Origin of the sequence: Paenibacillus sp. MBLB1832, assembly GCF_032271945.1 — a bacterium.
GTDB lineage: Bacteria > Bacillota > Bacilli > Paenibacillales > NBRC-103111 > Paenibacillus_E > Paenibacillus_E roseopurpureus.
Genome location: NZ_CP130319.1, coordinates 852,445 through 873,548, shown reverse-complemented (window position 1 = coordinate 873,548; position 21,104 = coordinate 852,445). Strand labels below are relative to the sequence as shown.

Here is a 21,104-nt window from a genome sequence, read left to right as displayed (position 1 = left end):
AACGCATGAATGTCCTCAATCGTGCCCAGCGACGGAATCGCACCCTTCCGAGTTGTCCAGCCCCTCCTGCTGTGTTGCCTGCAGGCCATCCTTCATCCAGTCGACAACATGATATTGCCGCTTCAGCTGATGCTCGGTGAGTTCACCAAGCGTCACTTCGTCCTCAGCCAGCAAAATACGCATAATTCCCTTACCTCCTGTGACGAGTCCATAAATAAACATGAAATGAAACTTAGTGTCTACTTTATGAATCCTTTATTTTTAAAACTAACACTCCTACTACCTTAAATATCAATAACAACCATCTGGTGACATTCAAAACTTCGAATTGTATATGTTAACCCTTGCTCATTCTGCACATAATCCAAATCGATGCCTTGAGGAGCTAAGTAGACACGTTTCGCTTCTGACTGAAGTCGAAGTGTAACCTCTATATTATGAAGCGGAATGATATCCTCAATAATTTCAATATCGGTTCCACGTTTTACTGGAGATGCATATAGCAAATGATTGATATATCGTTTCTCACTTGCTTGGTATTGCAATGTTGTTACACCTTGAGCAGGCAAATTAGTTACTAAGGTCTTTGTAGACAACAATCGATTTAATGCGTATAGGACAGTTTCTTTCAGGATCAGGCTTCCTTTGGTCGCATAATCCTCGAATATATGCCAAGCAATATAAATCCCTTGGTTGCTTTCTACCATTCCTGGACTCGTGCTACCCACTCGATTAGGCGCATGCTGATGCGAGCTAAAAGTAAAAATGTCACGATTGAAATAAGGATCCTCACGAGTACCCAATTCCAACCCACCTTCGACTACATCAATCTTTTGACCTTTCCCATAAAATACATAGGCGCCACTGCGCAGATTTGGCAAGTCAAAGTTCGGTCTGAAATAATCCGGCTGATAAGGATTTGGAGATCTCCATGCCACGCCTAGTTCTAACGCAAATTGATTCTCTGAAGAATTTAAGCCTGATTTCCCAGTAGCAAGCAACTTACCGCCTTGATTTAGAAACGGCCTTAATTTTGCGGCAAGTTCGGAATTAATCAACACATTATCTGGTAAAATTATTACTTTATATAGCATAAAGTCGGCTTCTAAATCGACGACATCAAATAGTATGTTCCCCTCAAGCAGCATGCGTACAGCCCCAACGTCCGACTTACCAACCTTGCTATGTTCGTCCCCCTCTTGTTCTTCACCTTTATAAACAGCTTCCAGTGAAAGCAATGCCACATCTGCAACGTTAGTGACATTCGTACACCAAGCTTCCTTTTGCTCTACCTCTGCATAAGCAGTACCAATTAATTCATAGGTTGCCTCATCCATCCTACCGCTTGGATGTAACTGGTCGCCAATTGAGCACTTAGCTCCATTAGCTAAACTAAGCGCTACTTCATATCGCAAAGCATTATCATGTTTATAGCCACCGAACTCCCCCCAAGACGTATGGAACTTGCCAGTCATCCCGAGAAATTCCATCCCTAAGGTTTGGGCATACCGTGCTGATAATGGAAAATGATCGTAACCCCAACCACCTGTCGGCAATGATTCTAGCTCAAGATGTGTATTCATTAGGGCAACGTCTCGTCTTCCGCGCAAAATATGACCACCATTATGGAAAATTGGATAATTAGGCTTAATAGCATGTACAAGTTCTTTTACTTTAGTCGTGTAATTAGCATAGACCTTCTGACCGAGAGCTTTTACTGCCTTTTTATCCCGAGGGTCATGTCCGTTACTACGTAATTCTGAGATACAGAATTGACAATAACATTCACGTTCGCCAACTATATCAAGAAAAATACCATCCCCATCGTAATTTGTAACCGTTTCCTCTATTTGCTTTAGCAGTACCTCTAAGTAAGGAGAATTAAAGCAAAACTCATGATACCCAGGAGCCATAAAACCCACAACCCAACTTGTCTGGTCCTGCGAATTTCGTAAAAGCCAATCAGGATGCTGTCGAGCCAGTTTCTCGTCTAAGCCTGCAGAAATATAGATTGGAACCTTAACATTGATTTCATGGGCGGCCTCAATCATTGCACTTAGTAAATCAAAGCCTAATCCTGGATGAGTTGTATTCGCTTTGCTTGGATGATAAGCCCAACCATGATGGCATTTTGAAAAAATCGTGATCGAATCGACATGCCCTTTAATTAAATTAGCCTGGAATTGTGCTTTAGAAAATCCCGTACCGATAGAATCAATCAGCTCACTTGTATGAAAATCTAAATGCACTTGTCTAAACCGCATGTTATTATCCCCTTGTCTTCATCATTGTGATCTCCTCATAAACTTAGCTCAGTTCAGGAAACTTGTATAGTAACTATTACGATTTCCATAGCACATTTTCGACCAAATGGTATAATAAATAAAGAATTGTTTCTATTCCAGTTTGCAAGGGTGTGTTTACATATGCTAGCTCTGCAATTACAACTCCCTCCATTGCCGCAATTCATTACAGTTGGTCATTCGATATGGCAACCAGGAGACATTCATTTCGAAAGAAATTTCCCTGTATTTGATGTTCTGTTTATCAACAAAGGTAAACTTCATTTGACAGAAGATGCAATTCCATATGATCTTGATGCAGGAAGTATTCTTGTACTTGAACCTGGTAAAACCCATATGGGACATCGGCCTTGTGAAGTAAATACCGAGATTTATTGGTTGCATTTTATTCAGCCGACACCCGTTATTACAATAAATAGTAAGCAAATCAGCTGGACGACAATCATTAACAAGGGCACAGACTTTGATTTTGCACCTGTGGAGCAAGTGATGTTTCTCCCCAAATTAATTAAAACCGACCTTAAGCAATTTGTTCCTACTTTGCAATCCATGGTTGCTTTGCATCAAAAATCAAACCTCATGAGTGCCTTATCCATAAATGCATTATTTGCCCAATTGTTAACGCTTCTACAGAGCAGTCTAATTGAAATGTCTACACCCACACGTTCAGCAATTCATAGTAAAAAAATGGAGCTAATCCTCAAGGAAAATCTACTGCATCCCTACAAAATGCAGCAAATCGAGGAAAAGCTCCAATTAAATTTTGATTATTTGGCACGCTGTTTAAAGAAACACACTGGTATGAGTCCCATGCAATATATTCAATATCAACGAATTGAAAGGGCTAAGACATTACTCACGCAATCCAATCACAACATTTCTTATATTGCTGAGGAGGTCGGAATTCTAGATTATAATTATTTTATTCGTTTATTTCGGAAGCAAGTCGGAGTGACACCCGGAGTATATCGCTTGAATAAGCACAAAAAACTATAATGTTAAGCGTTAGGGAACAGAGAATCTCATTTTGGGACAATCCTGAAACCTTAACTCTCCGCAAATTTGATCACGAATCGAAAGCAAGCATCCTCTTCGTACCACATAGGAAAGTTGGTCCCCACTACATTATTCCCATCCTTCACGACATCCAGAGGAGAGATCCGTTCTCCAAGCTTATCCAACCGCCATCTGTTCGGATTATCAACTTGTGGGATAAAGGAAAACCACAGCGCTTCTGGCAACCGAGATGCGGGTTTATCAAACCACGTAAGTTGTATTTCCAAAACCTGTTCAGCTTTGGCAAACCTGTACACGAGTTGTACACGGGCAGGCGCCCCGCCTTGCTGATTAGCTACCTCAGGCAGCCTCAATTGCAAGCACATTTCATCAACTGCCTCATCGCCTAGAAGCCATGCTTCTTCAACATATGGCGCGTAGACAGCATGCTTATGTTCAGGTGCAAACAATGCTATCCCTGGCTTACCAAAATCCGAATCTGCCCAGGCATGTGTCTGTTTGCGGTTCTGTACGTATTGTTCGAACCAGCGGTCGTACTCTGCTTGACCGAAGGTTTCATACCGAAAGGCGCCTAAACCAGCAAGATTGTCCCCGATGCCTGCCCATTCTTTCCCGGACGGAGCCGTAAGATTGTTTAAGGAACCGTCAGCTCCCACTTGTACACGGAACATACCGGCAACTAGGGACTCACCTGGTACTATTCGCAACGCATGTACCGGTCGTTGACGCCAAACAGGTTTTAGCGCTGACAAAGCTTGTTGTGCTTCTCCCTGCAAATCCGGCGGGATCACGGCAACTGCCTTGCTGATATAATCACGTTGCTCTTGCCAGGATGACTCTACAAATGTATAGCTTCGCCTGCTAGATAAGACAGCAAACCCCTCTGCCGACTTCGTATCGTGTTCGTTGAGAGCGAATGTTCCAATGTAACGGAACATCTCAGGGATAGCGTCATGAGTTATCCCATCTACTTTTCGTGCGGTTGTTTGGATTATTAGTGCAGACATTTCCGCCACAGGAAGCTGAGTCAAACGGGGATTACCGTCTCCGTAGCGAGCTGATAAAACAATCAGCTCTTTCCATACATACGGCAAGAACTAAATAAGCCACTGCAGTTCTACGGTCCTCGTATTTGCATCAGTATATCTATCACTCCTCCTACTTCTGTATGAATAAAAAAATCCGGCAGGCACCATCTAGGAGCTTGACATCATACCGCTGGACTTTAATAGCGGAGGACAACCCCCTAGTTAACTATATTCAATTAAAATTTTGGCAATTGTATTAACTCTCCGCCCTTAAGGGCGGATTCATGGGCGACAATGCCAACGCAGGTCCAATTCGCCGACTGCACCGCATTTGGAAACGGCTCGCGGTCCTCAACGATAGCTCGTACAAATTCGTGGACCAAATGCGGATGCGAACCTCCGTGTCCGCTGCCCTGTGTGAACGATAGGTGGTTACTGCTCTCGCCGTCATACACACCCTGCGTCGTATATTTGCGAATGCTTTCCGGCAGTAGGTGCGCAAAGTCGGGAATCTTGACTCGCTCCACCTTTTCTCCTGTATGCACAATAGAATCCTCATGTTCGATGCGGGTCCACTCGTAGCTCATCAGGCTTCCGTACACATCGAAGCTCTCCATGTATTCTCTAGCCGTATTAAAGAGAGAGCGGGTCACCTCTGCTGAAAGATCTGAGTCCAAGAGCTTGATATGCGCAGTCTCGATCGCGAAAGGCGAACCGTATTTCGGAATCAAATTCTCATCGATTCGGCCAGATCCAAAGCAGGACACATACTCCGCCAGCTTACCCGCCAGCGCCAGACAGGGACCAACACTGTGCGTCGCGTAGTGCATCGGCGGAAGCCCCTCCCAGTAGCCTGGCCAACCGGCCATTTCCTGCTGATGTGCCCCGCGTAGAAACTGAATACGTCCCAAGCGTCCGCTATCCCGTAGCTCTCGGACATACAGATACTCCCGCGTGTATACGGCGGTCTCCATCATCATGTACTTCTTATCCGACTTGCGCCATGCTTCCAAAATACGCCTGCATTCATCCACGGTCGTTGCCATAGGCACCGTGCAGGCCACATGCTTGCCAGCCTCCATCGCTTTAATGCTCTGCTCAGCATGCAAATGGATCGGAGAATTGATATGCACTGCATCAATATTGGGGTCCTTGAGCATTTCGTCGAAGTCCGTATACCGTTTCTCAATTCCGAAGTGATCCCCGATTTGGTTCAACTTATCCTCAGAACGTTGACAAATGGCATACATGTTCGTGTCCGGGTGTGCATGATAAATCGGTATAAACTCCGCACCAAAGCCAAGACCGACAATTGCCACATTTAGCTTTTTACCCATCATTTAACGCTCCTCTTTCAGTTGTAGATAATGTCGATGAGATTATGGTACGATCATATGCAGTTTTTTCACCTGAATTAAATAATGCAAATATAGCCTTTTGTCGTTAGTTTCTCTCATAGCCGCATGCAGCACTTCTTTTCATACATCCGGAGCATCTTTGTGATTAACTGAGTACACAACCATTCTCCATAAAGTCGATGGATTGCCGCACGAGCTGAGAAAGCTCCTCCAACGACTTGCCGTCGACCGGAAATTCGAAGCCGTAGTCTCCGCTATAGCCGACTTGCTCCAGCATGCGGATGACTTGCGCGAAATCGATCTCCCCGCTCCCAAGCGGGTAGCAGTTGCTTCCCCCTAAGCGATCCCGCAGATGAACGAATCGAATGCGATCCCCGACGATTCGAATGGCTTCGTCAAGTGCGATGCCGGACGCATGATGGTGCGCGCAATCGAAGACGAGATAGGCGTTCGGATGATCGATCGCCTCGATCAGGTCCATCGCGTTCTGCGTCGTGCGAAGCAGCCCGCCGCGATGGGGCGCTTCAATAACGGCGGCTAGGCCGAGGCTTTCCGCTTCCCTCGCCAGCGTGCGATAATATGGCGCCACTTGGCGAATGAGCCCGGGAACAAGCGATGCCTCCGCTTTCACACCTCCGCCGAAGCAGACCGCATCGGCTCCAGCGGCTGCCGCCATGCGCAATGCACGGCGTGCGTCAAGTAAGACAAGCTCTGGCTGTATCTTTGGATCGTTGAAATCACCCTTTACGTTAAACCCTTGGAGCCGGAGAGGAGTAGAAAGGAGCAGCCTCACGATCTCCAGCTCTTCCTCGAGCGTTGCGTTCTTCCAGTCCATATGCGGACAAAAACCTGGCAGAGCGCCCACTTCCACAACCGACAGGCCTAGCTCAACAGCAGCAGTAAGCGCATCTTGCAGGCTATAATCCTTAAAGGTAATGGTCGATAGGCCAAGTCGCTCCCGAAATCGATTATTCAGCTTTTCCTCTCCCATGCCACATCGCCTCTCTCCATCGTTTCCTGCTTCCTACAATCGGTCTCGCAAGCTCCGAATGACAAGCCCATGCATCTCCCAAGCCGGTGCGCCCGTCAGCATAAAGTCGGGATGGTTCTCCCTAAAGCGTCCGCATGCCTCCTCCAGCCGGTCGATCGCTTCAGTAATAGCGCTGACGGTAATAGCGCCAGGCTCATTCTCTAACAATCGAATGCCGAAGTACGCCTGTTGGTACAGTCGGAACAGCTCCTCCCAAGCATGAAGAGCGGAGATGCCGTCCTGCCAGGCCTGCTCGTCGCTCGCTTGACAAGCCGCAGGACGTACCTTCATGATCGCATCAATTCTCTGCAGAAGAACCGCATTCTTCTCCGTTTCCGCACATAAGAAATCATACCACTGCCTATTCGGTCGATCGCAGAATGTCTCCGCCAGAGCATCGACAGCAGAACCTGTCCATATCGGCAGCCGGTCCGCATTTCCGCCTTTCAGATGATCTTGCGCATAATTGAAGGATGGCAGGTTCGAATGATTGGCCAACCATAGCTTCTGTGGGAACAGCATACGACGGATGACCTCCGTGGCCAGCATGACGACTTCGCCGGCGCCGGGGAACTGCGTCGCCTCCCACTCGGCCACGATTTCCCGCCAGCTGATACCAGGCCGTGCGGCACATTGCGAGAACACCAGCAGCTCGAGGCGGCCCCAAGGCTTATAAATGGCGCTGCTGCCGACATTGCCGTCATAGCGGTCCAACCGGAGACAGAAGGTTTCAACCCCCGCCGTCCTCGCATCGCGAATACGCCGCCAGAGCAAGTCCGGCTCGGCGAATGGAAGCGCGGTCTGCATCTCGTACTCGTGACCCAGATCGAATTCAACCCACTGCCGTTTCCGACCGGTCCGTCCGATGACTGGATTATCAGGATAATAAGGCTGCCAGTCGTGCGGAACGCACTTACTCATGACCTCCACTTCGTCATCTGCTGCCGCGATCGCCTTCAGCATCGAGTCGATCTCCGGCTGCCGATACACGAAATCTCGAATCGCCAACCGCACCCCGTGCTTGCGGCAGATCCCGTTCAGAGCGTCCACCAATTTGCCCGTCTTGTATTCACGAGCATCTTCTCCCGTGTACAGCGAGCTGACCTTATGCTCCTTATACACTTCGAATTGGGTTTCGGCGAACGTCAGCACGAGCCCGCGAAGACCAGGAAGCAGCTCGACAAGCACTTCCTCATATTTCTGCTCGAGATAGGCCCATAATGCCGGATGCTCGAGTTGCAGACGTCCGTCTCGTCCAATGCACACCTCCGGGGGCTTGGATACTTCATGCGTCCAGCACCAGACGTCAAGACCGCTCGCACGAAACATCCTGACGGCATCCCTCACTCGCTCCAGACGCTCCTCGTCGTGACGAACTTCATCGGCATGATGCACGAGACGATGACTAAGATGGACAGCGGATACCCCGTATGCTTCTGCAAGCTTGGCCACATCCTGCAAATATTTGCCGTCTAACGTCAACGGCAGCCAATGAATATCAAACTCCTGATTCGCCTTCTTATCGATCATGGTTTCCATTTGATTAACTCCCTCCAGAATGATGGCGTAGGCTGTCCCTTCTGCAACGAAAGCTTGTCACCATCCTTGCAAAAGGCATGCAGCGCCTCGGTCAACGGAAGCGCAAAGCCTCCCTCCTCCGCTTCCCTTAAGTAATATCGAAGCTCTTGAAAGTTAACGCCGATTTCTTCGCCCGAGCCTCCGGCAATGCGTTCCACCGTCTTCGGGAAGCCCGACTTGTAGCCGAACGACTCTCCCAGAAAATCTGGAGAAAGACCGGATCGGACGCCGAACGCCGCTACTTCCATGAAAGCGGCGGCCTGCAAGCCAGAGAGCAGCTGGTTAATCCCCTTCGCCACCTGCCCGTTCCCGCTCTCTCCGAAGTAATGTAGCTTTTCCGGATCGCCGATCACGCGTAGAATCGGCAGGCACCGGGCATATGCCTTTTCATCCCCGCCGATCCAGATGCGCAGCGTCCCTTCCTCCGCTCCCGTAATCCAGCCTGTGACCGGTGCATCCAGCAGCAACGCTCCGCGTTCGCTGAATTGTGCGCTCAGCCGGCGAATATCGGCAGGCACAGTTGTGCCTAGCTCAATAAAGATCTGTCCCTGCCGCGCAGAAGGGAGAAGCACCTCCTCTGCTACGTGAACGAATACCTCCGAAGTCGGGAGACTCGTTAGCACAATATCGCTTGTGTCGACAACCTCTTTCACTGATTCAGCCCTGCAGGCTCCCTCGCGTACACATGCCTCCAAATGGTCCTTATCGAGATCAAACGAATAGAGCGGGTAGCCCGCTTTCAGCAAATTGCGTGCCATTCTTCCGCCCATGGCGCCAAGCCCGATAAAACCGAGCAGAGGCAAATCTTGCGTGTGTTTCAACGTCATCGATCGAAACCTCCTTCTTCTCAAGTCGTGCCTTTCGCAATCCAAATTCATATTGTGCTGATTCCCATGTACTTGGTTCATACCATCAACTGCTCTCGCTCTGCATGAAGCTTTAGTAGAATAGCTGCAGTCCAACCCTGCTGATACGAGCGCAAGCCTTCACCGGTCTGCGAGTTGAAGTTCTCCCGGATGTCACCGTCCGTTATAATCATGCGATACAGTCGATCCGACGCCTCGGCAGCCTCCTGGAGATACCCGTATTTACGCAGAATTTCCAGCATAAAGTAGGCGATTGGAAGCCAGATGGGGCCCCGCCAATGATTGTCGGGCGTGTAGCAAGGGTCGTCATAAGCGACACTGGGAAACGGATATTTACCGTAAAAATGGTTTGGATTAAGCAGATACCGTTCAATCATCGCCCGCACCTTCCCTTCCTCCAGCCCGACATCGACTAGCAGCGGTAAGAAACTAGCGGGTGTAAGCACCGATAGCGGCTCACCCGTCTCAAGCCGAATGTCGCGAAACAAATTCGCATCTTCATCGTACAGCACACGCCTAATTACTGAAGCATAGCCGTCTGCCTGCTCCTCCGCGGCCAAGGCCGTCGCTTCGTCTCCAAGCAATCGGGCGAGCTCAACCGAGCATCGCATCTGCATTAGCAGGTACGCATTCATGTCGCAAGCGATAATAGGCCCATGGTCGAAGCGAGGCGTATTATCCCAGCCTGTCTCGCCACCTCCAAGCGCTGCGATTAGGCCTTTGCGGGTCATCCGCTGAGTTAGCCACCATCGTGTATTGCGCAGCAGAGCCGGAAGCAGCTTGGCAGCAAGCACCAGATCACCGCGCTCTTGTACAAGACGGAGTCCTGCCCACCCTACCAGCGGCGGCTGGGAATGATGGGGTTTTATCCAAGTCGAGCAGAGGAAATGCGGCTGCTTGCCGTCCACCCGCATATTGTCGATAAGCAGATGCAGCGCATCCTTTGCAAGTCGCGGCTCCATCTGCTCCAGTGCCAAATTCTGAAAGCACGAATCCCACAAATAATGTGTGGGGTAATCGCCACGGGCCGGAAATGAAGCCACTCGACCGGCGAACAGGCCCGGGGGCTTGGCGGCGTTGAACAGCAGCGCATACACTGCCTTCGCAAGCACACCTCGTTCCCACTCCTCTTCTGTATGAATTTGGAATCCACCGAGTGCCTCTTCCAGCCATTTTCTCGTCAGTACCTCCGCTTGCGAGGCTTGGTCAGGAGCTTGGAGCAGCGTTTCCCTCAACCGCGCCCGATCAATCTCCAAATGCTGTTCGGCGAACGCGAGTACGATTCGACCAGCGTCATCAGGCAACACTTCCACAGAAACGATACCATTCTCATCAATAGTTGGCGCTAGCCCCCCAATGACGGCGTAAAGACCAAGAGAGAAGGGATACCACTCGTCTGGATCCCGCTTAAGGCGTTCGATTGTCGGCAAATACGCGTCGAATGTAACGATACGATTCTCCTCGAAGACCCGCAGCTCGCGAAAAATCGAATCACAAAGCTCGAACCGTAGCCTCTTTAATCCGGCTGCTTCCACCATCCAGGCATTATGCTCGTAAAATGCGATCCTTACCGTCGCCTCGCCTTGGCATTGGCTGACGCCTAGCAAGGATCGCTGAGCCACCTTCTCTTCACCATCCGCCTCAAGCTGCAGGAACGGCAAGCCCAGCTCCGTCGTCATCCGGTTATAATGAAGAAACAGCTGATTGATACCGAGCCCGCGATCACGAAAGCCTAGCCCGATATCAGAATAGAAAGGGCTGAAGGACACATTCTTGTGGCTCATGTCCATTTGTTCGCCAAAAATCTGAATGAGTTGATCTACGTATCTGTTCATAACTACATCGATCCTCCTCCATTTGAACACTTCGGGGCTGAAGCGGCGCAAACTGCGCGCTCGCTTCAACCCCGGATTCATCCGCTAGTTTTTCAGATAACGCTGGTACGCATCGTTGTATACCTTGAGCAGATCATCAAGCCCTGCTTTCTTCAGATCGTTCACATATTTATCCCAGTTTGTGAACGGCTCTTCGCCCATGACGAAGCGGAGGAAGTATTTGTCCCGCACGTCGTTTACGCCTGTCGACTTGCTCTTGATGATGTCGTTCTCTTCGTCAATGAAGTTCAAGGTCGGGTTACTCTTCACCCAGTATGGCGCCTGAAGCTTGATCGCATCTGCTGTGAGCGTACCCTTGCGTTGCTGCTCCGGCATTGCCGGATTTGGGTTAAACGGTAATACGCGGCCGATCCCGTATTTAAACAATCCGTCGGCCTCATACATTTTATCCGTGTACTGAGGCTTACCGTCCTTCATCACATAGGAATCGTTCTCAAGTCCGAATGACAGCAGCATGCTGCCTTCATCGCTGAACATGTAGTTAAAAAATTTGACTGCCGCTTCGGCATTCTTCGTATCCTTGCCCAGCACAACGAGATTGCCGAACAGATTCGGCTGCATAATGTGGCGCTTGCCGTCTGGGCCTTGGAGCGGGGCGACAGCTACCATCTTAGCCCCCGGTTTATCCTTCTTCAGCACGTCCGTGAAGAAGTCCGTTCTCGCGGAGTCGTAGATGATCGAACCGACATTGCCTGTCGACACTTTCCCTTCCCATTGCTTCTTGGACAAGAGTCCGAATTCAGGATCAAGCAGCTTCTCCGCATACAGTTTGTTCACATATGCATAGGCATCCTTTGCACCCGGTTCCGCAGGACCGTATACGTACTTGTTGTCCTTGACCATGAATTCATAGTTGGAATTGTACGCTTCCATGATGTTGTGAATCGCATAGATGCCGCCTGCCCCGCTTGCGAAGATACTTAGCGGAATCGTATCCTTGCCCGCCAGCTGGTTGTCGCGGAATGCCTTCAGCATGTTGTAATATTCATCCAGCGTGTTCGGCGCTTTCAGATTGAGCTTGTCGAGCCAATCCTGACGGACCATGTATGAGTGAGCAATTCCTTCAGGGTTGATTAACGGAATACCGTATATTTTGCCGTCGGCAGCCCTTACGTCCTTCTCAATGCCCCGATCCTTCATCACTTTTAGAATGTTGGGTCCGAATTTCTTCAACAGATCGTCAAGGGGCAGAAAGGCGCCTTCCATGCCATACCGTTTCGCATCGTTGATGCTTGTGGATTGCATGATGTCGGGCAGCTTGCCGGAAGCGAGCGTGATCTTGAACTTGTCTTCGAAGCCATCTGCCGTCTTAATGAAGTTGAAATGGATGTTCGTTCGTTTCTCCAGCTCGACGAACGGCGGTTCATTGCCGGTGATCGGCTTGGTGGCATGGTCTTTAATGAAGAAATCGAGCGTCAGCTTATCTTTCACAATCGGCATCTGCGTAGCGGCTGAATTTGCCGAAGCAGTAGGTGATGCCATGCCCTCCTTGCTCTTGGCGGTATCGGTCTTATCTGTATCCGATGTGCCGCAGCCTGCGAACACGCCAGCCATCATCATGACTGCCAGTCCCATTACCCCTGTCTTCTTCCATTTGTTGGGCATGTGTCACGCCTCCTTGGATTATGTTTATTCTGATCTTGCTTCTATTGAAACGCCCGCATGTGCGAGCCGCCTCAACCTTTAAGAGAGCCAATCATCGCGCCTTTGTTGAAGTAACGCTGCACGAACGGGTAGATGATCATCATCGGAATGGCGACTGTCATAATCGTCGCATATTTGATCGATTCGGTCATCAGCATATCCTGTAGCGATGCCCCCCCGTCGCCCATCATATCGGCCGTTTGGCTCGAAATGACGATGCTGCGCAAAAACATCTGGATTGGATACAAGTTGTGATCGGTTAAATAAACAAGCGCATCGAACCAGCTGTTCCAATGAGCAACCGCATAGAAGAGCGAGATAGTAGCGATTGCAGGCATCGACAGCGGAATGACGATTCGAAGCAGCGTCTGCATTGAGCTGCAGCCATCGATCGTAGCGGCTTCCTCCAGCTCCCTTGGAATACTCTCGAAGAACGTCTTCAACAGAATCAAGTTCCATGTCGCGATTGCTCCTGGCAATAGGAGCGCCCAACGGGTATCGAGCAGCCCGAGCTCCTTGACGACCAGATACGTCGGAATCATGCCCCCGTTGAACAGTAGCGTGAACGTCACCAGCCACATGACCGCCTTGCGGCCAAATAACGATTTACGAGAAAGCGGGTAAGCCATCAGCGAGGTTAGCGCCATATTAATAAACGTGCCGACCACGGTATAGAAGATCGAGTTCAGAAACCCGACGCGTACCGGGCGATAGTGAAGCAGAATTTCGTATGCCTTCAGGCTGAACCCGACCGGCAGCAGCAGCACCTTGTTCTGAATGACTGCCTTCGGGTCACTAATGGAGGAGGAGAAGACATAGAGAAAGGGGTATAATGTAGCCGCCGCGACAGCGAGCACGAAAGCGACCGCCGCGATGTGAACAAGCCGATCTCCCAAGCTCAATCGAATTTGTGTTCGCATGATGAACACCTCCTTTACCAAAGACTTGTTTCCGTCAATCGCCGACTGGTTCGATTCGCAGCGAAGATGAGCAGAATGCCGACAACCGAGTTCATCAAGTCAATCGCGGCTGCAAAGCTGTAATCGGTGCCAACGAGCCCGCGCCGGTACACATACGTGCTGATGACGTCGGCTGTCTCATAGACAGATGGATTGTAGAGCAGAATAATCGTTGATGCGCCTAAGCTAAGCATATGGCCGAGCTTGAGGATGAGCAGAATCATGATGGTGGGCAGGATGCCGGGCAGCGTCACGCTCCAAGCCTGTCTGAGCTTCCCTGCGCCATCGATCGATGCAGCCTCGTACAGCTCCGGATTAATGCCGGATAAGGCAGCCAAGTAGAGAATGGAGCTCCAGCCGATTTCCTTCCAGAGGTTCACCGATACGAAGATTCCCCGAAAATATTCCGGCTTCGCTAAGAAGGCGATCGGCTCCGCGCCGAACCATTCATGGAGCAGCTTGTTAATAATACCAGAGCTGGGAGCAAGGAAATTGACGGCAAGCCCTGCCACCACCACCATCGAGATGAAATGCGGCAAGAAGCTCACAGTCTGCGTCACCCGGCGAAACAGCCCGCTGCGCAGTTCGTTGAAGGCTAGCGCCAGCACGATCGGCGCCGGGAACGCAAACGCAAGATCGTATAAATTCAGCACAAGCGTGTTGCGTATCAGCTTCCAAGCATCAGGCCCCTGGAAGAAGTCTTGGAAATGCTTCAAGCCTACCCAACGACTTCCAGTAATCCCCTTGAAAACGCTGTACTTTTCGAACGCAATGACAATCCCGTACATTGGCAAATATTTGAACAGGATGTAATACACAAGGCCCGGGAGAAGCATGAATAACAAATATTTATCCTGCCAGGCATGCTTCAGCGCTCGCAGCAGCACCCCATCCCGCGGGGGAGCGGCTCTGGAATCGACCTCTGGGGGAGGATCATGGATCATATCGGTTCCCGTCCTTTTCTCTGGATGTCTTCGACTTTCTGTCAGCAAGCGCTTTCAGCTTGCGACGTACCCCTATTGTATAAGCCGATCTGCCTAAGGGAAATCGAGCATTTTCCTGTCATCTCGTTTTTTCTAGGTAAAGCCCTTCAACCCGCGCCACGCTTGGCGTCACAGTTTGACACCGCCCCCGTTTTGCGTAGAAAAAACGAGATGCCCCACTCCCAATCAATCGGAAGATGAGGCATCTGCTTTCGACATTACGACTTGATTAGTAGCTCGCGAAACTTGCCCGGCGTCAAGCCTTCCTGTTTCTTGAAGGCTGCGATAAACGTGTTCGTGTTCACAAATCCGACGAGCTCCCCGATCCGGTTCACTTTCAAATCCGGCTCCCGCTCCAGCAGCTCCTTCGCCTTAGCAATGCGCACCATGCTTAAATACTCGACGAAATTAATGCCCGTCTGATCCTTAAAATATCGACTGACGTACTTCGGATGCAGCCCGAATCGATCGGCGACAATATCGAGCGACAGATCGCTGTTATAATGCTCCTGAAGAAAGACAAGCATCTGGTCCTTCAGCTTCTCGTTCTTGCTCTCCTTCTGCCGGTAGAACCACTCGCACACATGCCCGTACGCGTCTTGCAGCTGATCGTGCAGCTCGGAGAGGTCGCTCGGCGCGTCTCCCGCCGGCACCATCCACTGCGCGCCTTCAAACACCTGCTCACGGCTCGATCCGGAACGCTCCAGCGCTTTATGGACAGTACGCCACAACTCTTTGTGAAGGCTCTGCAGCTTCTCTGCCGTCAAGTTACCCTGCGTGTTCTTCTCGATAACAAGCTCCAGCGCCGCTAACGCCTTACTCTTGTCGCCTGACAGCAGATGCCCGATCATCGCTTTCTCCATCTCAGCCGGATAATGCACGTAAGCGGAGGAGCCGTACTTGCCGAGGCTGTCTGCATAATAGATCAGCTGGACGTCCTTCTCAATCAATCGGAAGCGCTGCGCCTTAAGCGCCTCTTCATACGCTCGATTGACGGCTTGCGATTCTTCATACATACCGCCTACGCACACGGCAATGGTGCATCGCCCTGCTAAAGCCAGCTCAGCCAGCATCCCTTCCAATTGGGAGAGACGGTCCCTAAGCAGAGACTCCTCTGCGAAGTTTAGCAGAATCGACACATTATTCGGCCCGACGCTTGTGAGTAAGGCGCTGAGCCCTCGCTCTTGACTGGCGAGCGACTCGAACAGGTTCACGATCTCCTGCTTCACGGCAAGCATTCCCGCCGCTCGTCTCGTCCCATCCTCGTCCAGCTTCTCATGGATAAGAACAGCAGCAGCCGTATAATAAGGATAGGAGAATGCCTTTTGTATGTCGGGATCTGCGTCATCGGATGCCGCCTCTTGACCGAGCAGCAGCGATCGGATAAAGTGATCCTTCGCCGTCTTCCTGCCCCGATCGACGCTCCGTCGAAGCTTCGCATTATGCTCGACGACGAAATTCAGATGGCTGCGTATAAAAGCAAATTCGTCCGAACTCTTCCCTTGCATGGAAGCAAATACTGGCGCTCCCTCTCCCTCCGCCGTCTCCGACGCAAACAGACCCATAATATCAACGATGGGCCGATAGAAATTTCTAGCCACCCGAGTGGCAACCAGAATCCCAACCACCAGTAGCAAGAAGCTGAGCAGGAAGGTGGCATTCCGAACGAATCGGACCTTCGAGGTAATATGGTCAAGCGATGTGAAAACGATATACTTCCAATCCGTCACCTCTGCAGCAAAAGTGGACACCGACATGCGTTTGCCGCTTAATTCCTCTTCAAACGGCTTGTTCTCTCCAACTCCTCCCTCCCCCGCTTTCTTCAGCAGATGTGAGGTTAAAATGCCGCTATTGACGAGTTGGGGATCCGTGCTTGAGATCAGCTCGTTCTTCGCATTCAGAATCACCATCTCACTCTGTCCGCTGCCGCTACGAACGGAGCCCAGCATCGAGAAGAGCTCCTTCTCGTCGACCAGCACCACAAGCGTTCCCTTCAGCCCTTCATCAAAAAGCGGAAAGGAGGTCAGCAACGTAATCATGTCCTTCTCGGTCGTTCCGTTTATCAGAATGGCGCGCGTGCTTAAGATGGTAAAGTCGCTGCGTTGGGACAGCTTGCGGTACCACTCTCCCTTGTCCATGCCCGGATAGCGGTAGACCTCATCATAGAAGAAATCCTTGTAATACATCCCTTCCGGCGTCAGTATCCGATCCCAATCTTGATAATAGACGTAGATATATTTTATGAATTTATTCGTGCTCTCCGCGCGTGCCAGTGCCTTCGAAACTTCGCTCATTCGCTGCACGTCGTAGCTGCTCGTGTTGACGGTCAGCACCGTCTGATACATCATCTGCTTGAGCTCCGCCATTTTCTGCTCGACGTTCTCATACGTTTTCTGCAACATCAGACCATTCGATTTCTCAACTTCAGTCTGCAATGCGCCCGCAAATACGAAATAAGACAAAAAACCGAGACCCAAAATCGGAATAAGGATAACCAGAATGAAGGAGCCAAGTATACGTGCAAATACGCTTCGAAACCGACCCTCCACCGCTCCGCCGAGTCTCGTCATCCTGCTGCGCCAGCTTGCCCCCTCGTTCATGTTCATAACGTTCCCCCCTGGCCCATTTGATAACGGTTACAGTGTAGCACATTGTCAATCCCATTGGCGAGAGTGTTCAGCCACACCACCATTCGCTTCATAGAATCTTGAATGGCACGTCCCGCTTGGGTTCACGGCAATTCCCGTGAGGACGACGTAGAAAATGACAGATGCTTCGAAAATGCATGATTGCCCATTTGAAAACGTTTCCCATATTGTTGTTTTGAGAGCGCTCTCACCATTTCAAACAATAAAGGAGAGATCGAATGATGAAAACTCCACGACTGGCCAAAGCCTTACTCGCCTTCAGTCTAGTTACCGGTATCGTCATTAGCGGAACATCTGCAGCCGTAAAACCGGCCTATGCCGCCATTACCGGCACCATCTATGTGAATCAGCTGGGCTATTCGGCTGGTGACAGCAAGCTCGCTGTGCTGGGCACGACCGCAGGCTCAACGGTCAGCTTGAGCTTCCAAATCGTCAAAGACAGTGACGGAACAGTGGTTTATTCCAGCACGGCAGGCGATATGACCAAGTGGAGCGGTTCAAACAGCTGGCACGGCTCGGGATCAACGGGCGACACATACGTGCTCGACTTAGGCGGCTGGTCGGCAGTGGACGGAACCTACAAGATCGTGAGCAATGGGCTCACCTCTTATCCGTTCAGAATCGGCAGCACCGTCTATGACATTACGACCTTCGATACAGCCAAAACGTTTCTATACTGGGACGTGCAGACATCGGACGCGACAGTCAGCTGGACGGCGCTCAGCGGTTCAACAGGCAGCCACGGCCCCAGCTTTCTGGACGACGCCTCCACTCCCACCGGACATGTTGATGTGCACGGCGGTTGGTTCGATGCCGGCGATTACGGGAAATTTCTTTCCAATACGACGTATGTCGTGTACCAGCTCCTGTCCGGTTATGAAGACTATTCCTCGAAATGGACGTTGAACGCAGACGGAGACGGCATCCCCGATCTGGTGGAGAAGTCGAAGCCGGGCCTCGACTTCATGTCGCGCATGATGATCAAGAGCGGCAGCACGCCAACGGGCGCCACTTACAAGGAATTGCTAGGCACATCATACCCGCATGACGGCCATCCCGACCTGCAGACAGACAATATCAACGGGACGAGCGACGATCGCGTGTTGAATACTGACAGCTCCAGCGATTTGTCGATGCGTGTGGCGCAAGGCTTTGCGATCGCCTCCCGCGTCTGGAACAGCTATGACTCGACTGCGGCGGCCAAATATCTTGACTATGCGAAAAAGGCGTATACGTGGGCCAAGGCCAACTCCACGGATACCACAAGCGTCTCCAAATATGAACGCGGACTGGTCGCCGCGGCATCGGAGCTGTATCGGGCGACGAGTGACTCCAACTACCTGACGGACGCATCCCCTGTCGTCAATTCGCATCTGACAACAGGAGACTGGGTGGATGGCGCCGATTCGGCCGCTCTGATCGAATATTACCCGTATGGAACCGCTACGCAGAAGACGAACATCCTGAATTTCCTGAAGGGGCTGACAGACACTCGGATTACGCAAGCGGCGACGAACCCTTACCGCGTCGACCCAGGTCCGCTGAATGACGGCTTCGGCGGCGACGGCCCGCTGCTGAACGAAGTGCGCGATGCGCTGTGGATCTATGAGAAGACCGGCACTCGCTCCTATTATGATTTTGCCGTCAATCAGGTGGCTTGGATGTTCGGACGCAACAATACGAACTACAGCTTTATCGCGACGAAGAAAACCTCCAAGTACCCTACACAGGCCCATTTGCGGTCGACTGCCGATCGCGCCTTGGAGAATCAAGCGCTCCCAGGAGCTTATATCACGACCGGTTCGCCGAATGCTCCTACGTTCTCCAATACAACAACCTATCAATTCTCGGAAACCGCAATTACCGTTCAAGCTGCTTACTTCCGCGGCATGACGATGCTGCTTGCCAACTCGGGCAGCGGCGGCGGTTCGAGCGATACGCAAGCGCCTGCAGCGCCGACCGGACTCGCTTCAACTGGTAATACCGATACGACCGTGTCCCTCACTTGGACGGCATCGACGGATAATGTAGGCGTTACCGGCTATGATATTTACAGAGGCACCACACTTGCAGGCTCGTCTACCGGCACAACTTTTTCAGTGACAGGCCTTTCCCCGAGTACCGCCTACACGTTTACCGTCAAGGCGAAGGATGCGGCAGGAAACGTTTCGGCTGCTTCTAATGCCTTGAATGTGACGACGAGTGCATCGGGAACTCCTGGTACGGTCTACACCTTCGAAACCGAAGCGTTGACGCCGACGATGTCCAGCGGTGATACGCATGCGATTAACACCGACTCCAACTTCAGCGGCGGGCAAGGCGATATGTTCAACTCCAATGCAGTGAACGATTATATCCAGTACACGGTCAACGTTCCCGCAGCCGGCACTTATGACGTCAAGGTCAGAGTGAAGAAGAACACGTCGCGCGGCATCTATCAATTGTCCATCGGTGGAACGAACCAAGGTTCCACCTTCGACAACTATGCATCCGTGGCCACTTATGTAGAGTTCGACCTCGGCAATAAAACGTTCACGTCCAGCGGCAATCAGACGTTCAAATTCACCGTAACCGGTAAGAATACCAGCAGCACCGGCTACACCCTACAGACCGACTACATCAGCTTGACTCTTCAATAAGGGCAGCACGATAGAAACACCCCTCGTCTCTATGAAAATGGTGACGAGGGGTGTTTCTTTCCATTTAATAATTCATTCTCTCATTATACAAAAAACTACGACTGACCAATTAATTAACAAGGTTTTCCAACCCTTTTGATCAAGCTTGGAACACGGCCTACGTCTGCTCCAACCCCGATTGTGAGTACCGTGACACATACTATCGATCTGTAAAAGCCGATTCTCTGGCAATAAAGTATACCTATTATTTTGATGTAGAGAAAGGGTCAGTAGTATTATTATTATCTACTTCAAAACTTAATTGTCACCCGATATTTTGAATGTTGGCCATACCGATTCCCTTCCATGGATGTCCAATGATACTTTCTGTTTTTACCCAACGCTCCAATATGGCAGGATGATGATACTGATACCACACCACACATGTTGGGTGACAAATAAGTTTTGAAGTGCAAGAAACCAGCAAACACGACACGAGGGTTTGCTGGCTTTCCTTATAAAATCGAATGACAAATTTTTATGAAGTGGTGTTTTCGGGTCAAAAACCTGAATTACAAATAAGTTTTGAAGTACTTCTGACAAACCATCGTTTTACCGAACATTGGATAAACGTAAATTTTTCTGGTAATCACGGATCGGAAGCTGCGCGATTATATGAAATTTTCGCCCAAGTCACCCACGTCAGAAAGATTGAACATATGAATTCGAATGTCTTCTCGCAAACTGCAAACGGGGACGAAGCAGGACGCAGATTAATACTTTTCGAGGGTGTAGCGTTTGCCATCAAAACTATACATGGAGAGAACTGGCTTGTTCTCTAGGAGACGGAAGGCGAGATTCAAACCGAAAAGCGGATCTCCGTATCGGTGGTGGACCCCAAAGGAAATGCCGGCGCGCAAGGACTAATTGGTGTTTATGATCTTAGAAACGGTACCATTACACAAATAAAAGTCCAAATCGAGGCAGACATACCGGTTCCAAAGACTAAACTGGTTATATAGAGGGAGACGGATACGTATCTATTCCCGCCTCTGGTTATGACAAGAGCCACGTTAAAGAAGGCTCCTGCGGATGGATGCCTGTGTCTGGTATCGGAGAACATGAAGGGGCAGCAGTAATGGCTTGGCATACTGAGCTGCAATCTGCCCAGGGCTCT

15 protein-coding genes and 1 pseudogene are annotated in these 21,104 nt (G+C 50.5%); 4 read left to right on the top strand and 12 right to left on the bottom strand.

Features of this window, described 5'->3' with window-relative positions; translation table 11 throughout:
- Window positions 1-15: 15 nt before the first annotated feature.
- Window positions 16-222 carry a response regulator gene (locus tag MJB10_RS03955; RefSeq protein ID WP_314801931.1) on the bottom strand — a complete coding sequence of 69 codons (207 nt, stop codon included), beginning with the start codon at window positions 220-222 and terminating at the stop codon, window positions 16-18.
- A 62-nt stretch (window positions 223-284) separates the two neighbouring features.
- Window positions 285-2,264, bottom strand: coding sequence for a beta-galactosidase trimerization domain-containing protein (locus MJB10_RS03950; protein ID WP_314801929.1), 1,980 nt, complete (start codon window positions 2,262-2,264; stop codon window positions 285-287).
- A 162-nt stretch (window positions 2,265-2,426) separates the two neighbouring features.
- Between MJB10_RS03950 and MJB10_RS03945 the strand changes: the two genes are divergently transcribed.
- Window positions 2,427-3,299, top strand: a complete 873-nt coding sequence (locus MJB10_RS03945) for a helix-turn-helix transcriptional regulator (protein WP_314801928.1) — start codon at window positions 2,427-2,429, stop codon at window positions 3,297-3,299.
- 50 nt (window positions 3,300-3,349) lie between these two features.
- Here the strand turns inward: MJB10_RS03945 and MJB10_RS03940 are convergent, their stop codons facing one another.
- The 10 genes from MJB10_RS03940 to MJB10_RS03895 form a co-directional block, all read right to left on the bottom strand.
- Complete coding sequence (locus tag MJB10_RS03940; protein ID WP_314801926.1) at window positions 3,350-4,414, bottom strand: DUF5054 domain-containing protein; 1,065 nt, start codon at window positions 4,412-4,414, stop codon at window positions 3,350-3,352.
- 170 nt (window positions 4,415-4,584) lie between these two features.
- The gene (locus MJB10_RS03935; RefSeq protein WP_314801925.1) at window positions 4,585-5,685 is read right to left on the bottom strand and encodes a Gfo/Idh/MocA family protein; all 1,101 of its coding nucleotides are present in this window, start codon (window positions 5,683-5,685) and stop codon (window positions 4,585-4,587) included.
- Between the two features lie 166 nt (window positions 5,686-5,851).
- Window positions 5,852-6,697, bottom strand: a complete 846-nt coding sequence (locus MJB10_RS03930; RefSeq protein ID WP_314801924.1) for a sugar phosphate isomerase/epimerase family protein — start codon at window positions 6,695-6,697, stop codon at window positions 5,852-5,854.
- Window positions 6,698-6,730: 33 nt separating this feature from the next.
- A complete protein-coding gene (locus tag MJB10_RS03925) occupies window positions 6,731-8,275 on the bottom strand; it encodes an HAD family hydrolase (protein ID WP_314801922.1) in 1,545 nt (514 codons plus the stop codon).
- On the bottom strand, window positions 8,263-9,141 hold the full coding sequence (locus tag MJB10_RS03920; protein ID WP_314801920.1) for an NAD(P)-dependent oxidoreductase: 879 nt from the start codon (window positions 9,139-9,141) through the stop codon (window positions 8,263-8,265). The genes MJB10_RS03925 and MJB10_RS03920 overlap by 13 nt, the downstream gene beginning before the upstream one ends.
- A 77-nt stretch (window positions 9,142-9,218) precedes the next feature.
- The gene (locus MJB10_RS03915; RefSeq protein WP_314801918.1) at window positions 9,219-11,015 is read right to left on the bottom strand and encodes an amylo-alpha-1,6-glucosidase; all 1,797 of its coding nucleotides are present in this window, start codon (window positions 11,013-11,015) and stop codon (window positions 9,219-9,221) included.
- Between the two features lie 84 nt (window positions 11,016-11,099).
- A complete protein-coding gene (locus MJB10_RS03910; RefSeq protein WP_314801916.1) occupies window positions 11,100-12,680 on the bottom strand; it encodes an extracellular solute-binding protein in 1,581 nt (526 codons plus the stop codon).
- A gap of 71 nt (window positions 12,681-12,751) precedes the next feature.
- Window positions 12,752-13,639 carry a carbohydrate ABC transporter permease gene (locus tag MJB10_RS03905; RefSeq protein ID WP_314801914.1) on the bottom strand — a complete coding sequence of 296 codons (888 nt, stop codon included), beginning with the start codon at window positions 13,637-13,639 and terminating at the stop codon, window positions 12,752-12,754.
- A 14-nt stretch (window positions 13,640-13,653) separates the two neighbouring features.
- Window positions 13,654-14,622 (bottom strand): ABC transporter permease, encoded by a 969-nt coding sequence (locus MJB10_RS03900; protein WP_314801912.1) that lies wholly within the window; start codon window positions 14,620-14,622, stop codon window positions 13,654-13,656.
- 257 nt (window positions 14,623-14,879) lie between these two features.
- A complete protein-coding gene (locus tag MJB10_RS03895) occupies window positions 14,880-17,267 on the bottom strand; it encodes a helix-turn-helix domain-containing protein (protein ID WP_314801910.1) in 2,388 nt (795 codons plus the stop codon).
- Window positions 17,268-17,530: 263 nt separating this feature from the next.
- On the opposite strand from MJB10_RS03895, the gene MJB10_RS03890 reads away from it, so the two are divergent.
- The 3 genes and pseudogenes from MJB10_RS03890 to MJB10_RS26660 form a co-directional block, all read left to right on the top strand.
- Window positions 17,531-19,948, top strand: coding sequence for a glycoside hydrolase family 9 protein (locus MJB10_RS03890; RefSeq protein ID WP_314801908.1), 2,418 nt, complete (start codon window positions 17,531-17,533; stop codon window positions 19,946-19,948).
- A 506-nt stretch (window positions 19,949-20,454) separates the two neighbouring features.
- The gene (locus MJB10_RS03885) at window positions 20,455-20,769 is read left to right on the top strand and encodes a hypothetical protein (protein ID WP_314801907.1); all 315 of its coding nucleotides are present in this window, start codon (window positions 20,455-20,457) and stop codon (window positions 20,767-20,769) included.
- 176 nt (window positions 20,770-20,945) lie between these two features.
- Window positions 20,946-21,098: pseudogene (locus tag MJB10_RS26660) on the top strand (hypothetical protein); the annotation flags it as partial.
- Window positions 21,099-21,104 lie beyond the last annotated feature (6 nt).